1 pseudogene is annotated in these 485 nt (G+C 50.9%); it reads right to left on the reverse strand.

The features are described 5' to 3' along the window. Positions 1-438, reverse strand: a pseudogene (locus ACYP03_RS24030) (HTH-type transcriptional regulator MalT); the annotation flags it as partial. Between the last annotated feature and the right edge of the window lie 47 nt (positions 439-485).

A 485-nucleotide genomic window follows, 5' to 3' on the forward strand; every position in this document is an offset into this window, starting at 1 on the left:
GCGATAGGTGTTAGCCGGCAATTGTCCCAGTGCCTGCTCATAAAGCAGTAAGGCTTCCTCCGGTTTGCCTTGATTAATTGCCACCTGCGCACGTAGCGCATTGAATTCGCCCTGAAGTGCATCATTAAAACTGATGTTATTACTTAGCATTTCTGCTTCAGACTCAGCAATCAGATCGCCCACTTCGTTATACCTGTGCTGGCTTTGAACCAGCCAGAGTCTGAGCAGGATCAGGCGCGGGCTGCTAAAGAGCAAGCTGCGATCTAACGTCGCGATGCATTCTTCCAGCAGTTTGAGTTCACCGTGATGAAACATACTCCAGCCATGATCGCTGAGAATAGAGACCATCAGCGGCTGATTGTTGCTTTTTCGCACGTGGTAAAGCGCTTGGTGCGGGCTGCTTTGATTGAGCCAGGCTTTCGCCGCTTTGTTATGCAAATCCTTCCGCTGTTCAGGGATGTGCGAGTGGCGTTTGTGGCGCAGAA

The sequence above is a fragment of the Photobacterium sp. R1 genome (assembly GCF_054600795.1).